Origin of the sequence: Azohydromonas lata NBRC 102462 (genome assembly GCF_001571085.1) — a bacterium.
Classification (GTDB): Bacteria; Pseudomonadota; Gammaproteobacteria; order Burkholderiales; family Burkholderiaceae_C; genus Azohydromonas; species Azohydromonas lata.
In genome coordinates, this window is sequence record NZ_BCTC01000193.1 from 1 (window position 1) to 5,020 (window position 5,020).

5 protein-coding genes are annotated in these 5,020 nt (G+C 74.1%); 1 reads left to right on the plus strand and 4 read right to left on the minus strand.

From position 1 onward, the window contains the following. On the minus strand, window positions 1–1,094 hold a 1,094-nt coding region (locus ALA01S_RS30110), incomplete at its 3' end, for a methyl-accepting chemotaxis protein (RefSeq protein ID WP_066343304.1). A gap of 209 nt (window positions 1,095–1,303) precedes the next feature. Between ALA01S_RS30110 and ALA01S_RS30115 the strand changes: the two genes are divergently transcribed. Next, window positions 1,304–2,296: a sensor histidine kinase gene (locus ALA01S_RS30115; protein WP_084268095.1), complete on the plus strand. Its 993-nt coding sequence runs from the start codon at window positions 1,304–1,306 to the stop codon at window positions 2,294–2,296. A gap of 5 nt (window positions 2,297–2,301) precedes the next feature. On the opposite strand, the gene ALA01S_RS30120 is transcribed toward ALA01S_RS30115, so the two are convergent. Genes ALA01S_RS30120 through mdcG form a run of 3 tightly spaced genes read right to left on the minus strand, consistent with a single transcriptional unit; the run spans window position 2,302 to window position 4,786 of the window. Next, window positions 2,302–3,216 (minus strand): ACP S-malonyltransferase, encoded by a 915-nt coding sequence (locus ALA01S_RS30120; protein WP_238456018.1) that lies wholly within the window; start codon window positions 3,214–3,216, stop codon window positions 2,302–2,304. Next, window positions 3,213–4,103, minus strand: coding sequence for a triphosphoribosyl-dephospho-CoA synthase MdcB (mdcB, locus tag ALA01S_RS30125; RefSeq protein WP_084268096.1), 891 nt, complete (start codon window positions 4,101–4,103; stop codon window positions 3,213–3,215). The genes ALA01S_RS30120 and mdcB overlap by 4 nt, the downstream gene beginning before the upstream one ends. Continuing rightward, window positions 4,100–4,786: a malonate decarboxylase holo-[acyl-carrier-protein] synthase gene (gene mdcG / locus ALA01S_RS30130; protein ID WP_066343308.1), complete on the minus strand. Its 687-nt coding sequence runs from the start codon at window positions 4,784–4,786 to the stop codon at window positions 4,100–4,102. Before mdcG ends, mdcB begins: the two co-directional genes overlap by 4 nt. Window positions 4,787–5,020: the final 234 nt, after the last annotated feature.

The following is a 5,020-nucleotide window of genomic DNA, read 5'->3' on the forward strand; positions in this document are numbered from 1 at the left end:
CTGTCGATCACGCCGACGATGTCGCCGATGCGGCGCGAGCTGTCGTTGATGGCTTCCATGGTGGTGACCACGCGCAGCACGGCCGCGCCGCCCTGGCCGGCCACGTCGGAAGCGCTGCGCGCCAGGCGGTCGGCCTCGTTGGCCGACTCGCTGCTCTGGCGCATGTTGCTGGAGATCTGCTCCACGGAGCTGGCGGTCTGCTGCAGGCTGGCCGAGGTCTGCTCGGTGCGGGCGCTCAGGTCGTTGTTGCCGGCGGCCACCTCGGAGCTGGCGGTGCTGATGCCGTCCACCGAGGCGCGGATCTCGCCCACGAGGCGGCGCAGCGCGTCCTGCATGCCGCTGATGGCCTGCAGCAGGCGGCCCACCTCGTCGCGCGTGTCGGCGCGCACGTCGGTGCTCAGGTCGCCCGCGGCGATGCGCTCGGCCGTGGCCTGGGCCTCGGACAGCGGGCGCACGATGCTGCGCGTGAGCAGCCAGCCCAGCACGCCGGCCAGCAGCGCGCAGGCCACGCTGGTGGCCACCAGCCGCGTGCGTATGGAGGCCAGCTCGGCGTTCACGTCCTCGCCCACGGCCGCGCTGCGCGCCTGCTCGAAGCGGGCCAGCTCGGTGGCCGCGGCCGTGTAGTCCACGGCGGTGCGCTTGAACTGCTCCGCGAGCTGCGCCAGTGCGGCGGCATCGGCCGGCGGCGACTTGAGCAAGACCTCGCGCTGCTGCAGGTACTGCGCGCGCACCTGCGCCAGCCGCTCGGTGATGGCGCGGGCCTGCGGCGAAGCTTCCAGCTCGCCGAAGCGCTTCTGGATCTCGGTGGTGCGCGTGGTCACCTTCTTCATGTCGTCGGCGAAGACGGCGCCCAGCGACTTGTCGGCGCTGAACACGATGGCCAATGCGCGCTGCGAGTTGAGCACGATGTTCTCGCGCCACTCGGTGGCCAGCCGCTCGCGCTCGGCCTGCAGGCCGGTGAGCTCGCGGGTTTCGTCCTGCGCCCGCCCAAGCTGCCAGAAGGCCGTGGCGGCCAAGGCGGCAATGAGGCAGACGATGAGGGCAAAGCTCAACGCCAGCCGGGTGCCAATCTTGAGGTGTGAGAGCTTGTTCATCGCTTGCGTGTCGTGCCCCGTTGAGGGGTCTGGAGTGGGGGCAGGGCCGATCGGTCCTTCATTTCTCGACACACCCGCGCGGCGCTTGAGCCGACCCGACAGGCGTCAGTCCAAGTTTTCACACTGTGGACACATATCGGCGCCGTTTCGACCCCGGGCCCGGGAATTGCCCCAGGTGCGGCTTGGGGTTGTACACGGGGACAAACGCCATGCAGCCAGCCGATGCGGCACCGAGCGAGCCTCTACAAGCGGCGGAGCAGTTGTTGATCCAGCAGTGCCGCCTGGCGCTGCAGCAGCGGCAACAGGGAGGGCCGGGGGCCGAGCGCGCAGCGCGGCTGCTGCGCACCATGCAGGAGAGCCTGGCGTTGATGCGCGAGACCTCGCGCCTGATCGGTGAGCTCAAGGCGCAGGCCGGCGCCGCCCAAGCCTCATCGGTACTGGGAGTGGACGCGGACGCGTTGCCGCTTGGGCCGGCGCCGGCCCCGCCCCCTGCACTGCATCCGGCCTTCGAGGCGCTGGAGCGTGCCCGGCTGGTGGAGGAGGAGCGCCGCCGCATTGCCCGCGAGCTGCACGACACGGTGGGACAGCAGCTCTGTGCGCTGCGGCTGACGGTGGCGGACCTGCAGTCGGCCACCAGCGGTGCGCTGCTGGGCAAGCGGCTGGCGCTGCTCACGCGGCTGGCCGAGGCCGCGGACATGGAGCTGGACCGCGCGGTGTTCAGCCTGCACCCGCCCGCCCTGGCACAGCGCGATCTGGTGGACGCGGCCAGCGGCCACGTGGCCGATTGGTCGCGCCTTTTCGGTGTGCCGGTGGACTTTTTCGCCATCGGCCTGGAGAAGCGCCAGTTGCCGCAACCGGTGGTCGCCACCGTGTACCGCGTGCTGCAGGAGGCGCTGACCAACATCGCCAAGCACGCGCACGCCACGCGTGTGAGCGTGGCCCTATCCGCCCGCGACGGGCAGTTGAGCCTGTGCGTGGAGGACGACGGCAGCGGCTTCGTCCCTGAAGCCACACCGGGCCACCGGCTGGGCCTGCGCGGCATGCGCGAGCGCATCGCGGCCCTGGGCGGGCGGCTGGAGCTGGAATCGGCGCCGGGCCAGGTCGCGACGCTGCTGGTGCACATCCCGCTGCAGCCACGGCCCACCGCCGGCACACCCCGCCGGCTACCGGCAACAACGGCGGGCGAGGTGGCGGGCGGGTAAGCCCGTCAGCAGGCCGCCCGCGCCAGCAACCACTTGGCCACCGCGGCGGCGCTGCGGAATTCGTCGGCGCTGCGGGCCGGCACGTCCGCACAGCGCTGCAGCCACAGGCGCGCCAGCGCCTGGCCGGGGCCGATTTCCAGCACCGCGTCCACGCGCTGGGCCTGCACGGCGTCCATGCATTCGTCCCAGCGCACGGTGGCGGCGATCTGCGTGGACAAAGCTTCGCCTGCCCGCGCGGCGTCGCGCACGCGGCCCAGGGCGTTGCTCAACAGCGGCACGCGCGGGCGCTGCAGGGCCACGCCTTCCAGCACGCGGCCGAAGGCCTGGGCCGCCGGCCGCATCCAGCGCGTGTGCGAGGCCAGCGCCACGTTGAGCCGCGTGCAGCGCGCGCCCTGGCTTTCCGCGGCCGGCTGCGCCTCATCCAGCGCACCGCGCAGGCCGCCCAGCACCACGCTGTCCGGGCCGTTGCGGATCGCCTCGTCCAGGTCGAAACGCGCGCGCAGCGCGGCTTGGGCCTCGGCAGCCAGCCCGGTGACGGCCAGCAAGCCCGTGCCGGCCGCGGCGGCCGCCGCGTCCATGCAGGCGGCGCGCTCGCGGGCCAGCGCCAGCGCGGTGGGCGCGTCCATCACGCCGGCCGCGCAGAAGGCGGGCATCTCTCCCACGCTGTAGCCGGCCACCACCGCGGGCGGCGGCAGCAGCGGCGCGAGCTGATGCCAGGCTGCCAGCGCCAGCCCGGTGAGCAGCACCTGCGCATGGGCGTTGCAGCCGGCCCAGGCGGGGTCGCCCAGGCGAGCACGCCAGTCGGCGCCCAACGCGGCCTCCACGGCCTGCACGGTGTCGTCGCGCTCCAGCCAGGGCAGCATGCCGGCGTGCTGCATGCCCTGGCCGGAGAAGACCAGCGCGTAGCGCAGGGGGCTCATGGCTCGTGACCCACCCGGCTCAGGAAGCAGGCGGCCGCCAGCATGTCGGCGCAGCCGCCGGGCGACAGGCGGCGGGCCACAAAGGCCCTGTGGATGTCCCAAGCGCGCGCCAGCGCGGACGCGTCGGCGGCGCCGCCGGCGGCCTGGAAGCTGCGTGCATGGTCGCGGGCGAAATTCAAACCCTCCAGGCCGCCGCGGTGGGCGAGGTTGCTGTCGTCCAGCTCGGCCATCAGGGCAAAGAACACGTCCAGCCGCGTGCGCGGCAGGTCCAGCCCGCGGCGCTGCGCGCGGCGCCAGGCCGGCACCGCCGTCTCGAACAGCACGGGGAACCCCAGCGCCGCCTCCTGCGAGGCGCTGCGCAGCTTGAAGCGGCGCGCGGCCAGGCCGCCGGGCAGCGTGGGCACACGCTGGGTGCGCGCCGTCAGTGCCTGGCCCCAGTGCGCGCGCAGGCTGGCGCGAATCGCCTCCGCGCCGCGCTGGCCGCCCTGCACTTGCGCCGCGCCCGTGGCCGCGCACAGCAGGCCCAGCACGAAGATGGCGCCGCGGTGGGTGTTGATGCCGCCGGTGGCCGCGAGCATGCGGGCCTCGGCGGCGATGCCGCAGCGCTCCAGCTCGGCAAAGGGCACGCGCTGCGCGCCCAGCTCGGCCATGCGGACGAAGTAGCGGCGCAGCGCGAAGAGGCTGCGCATGAAGGTGTGGGCGTCCATGTCGTCGTGGCTGCCGCTGTCCACGAAGGACACCAGCCCCGGCTTGGGCGCGAGGGCCAGCTCGTCGTGCAGCGCCAGCGTGGCGGCGCGGCCTATGGCGGCGGGCGACAGGTGCACCGCGGCCTTGGGCACCGCCGCGTGGACGGCCCCCGGCACGCTGGCCAGCGCGGGCGCGCTCATGCCGCTTGCGCCAGGGGCGGCGCCGTCCAGCCGGCCGGCAATTCGGCCTCCAGCGCCGCGCCGTGCAGGCGCTTCACCAGCAGCGCGCGGCTGTGGCCGGCGCGCCACGCGGCCCATTCGCGCCAGGCGACGGCGCCGCCGTCGGGGAAGACCAGCTCGCCATCCACGCGCGGACGCTGCGGGGCGTGGCGCAGCAGCAGCGCGGCGGCGGCATCGGCCTCCAGGGCATGGGCCACGGGCAGCCACAGGTCCAGGTCGGAGTGCGGGTGCAGGTAGCGCTGCGCCGAAAGCTGCTGCCAGCCCACGCTGCCGTAGGCGTGGGCGCGCAGCCCGCGCTCGGCCAGCGCGACCTGCAGCGGCGCCAGCGCGGCGCGGGCGGTGCGCGGCAGCACCGGGGCGGCGTCGGCCAGCGACGGGAATTCGCTGAACCAGGCGATGGCCGTGGCGGGCACGCGCAGGCTCAAGAGCCGCCGTCCCCAGGCGGGCGGGGCCGACAGGCCCAGGTGCAGGAGCGGGCGCTCCGGCGCCAGCGGCAGCGGCTGGCGGGTGACGACCAGCGGCAGGCCGTGGGCGCACCAGTGGCGCAGGCAGTCCAGCGCCTGCGCGTCGCGCGCCGGCTCCAGGGCCGCCTGCCAGCCTTGGGCGCTCAGGTAGGCCAGTTGATGGCGGCGCAGCGGGGGCATGGGGAAACTCCTTTCAGTGGGCAGATGGGAGGCGGAGGTTTTGGCCTGGGAGCGGTGGCGAGGGCGGCGGCGACATATTGGCTGTTGGGTGTTGTTGGCCGCAGGCCGATCAGCCAGGCCCACGACCTCGTCGTTCCCGCGCAGGCGCATTGGTGTCCGGGGAAAGTGGGCAAACGCCAGCCGGAGACCGGCCCGCAGCGCCCCCCGAGTCGTCATTCCCGCGCAGGCGGGAAT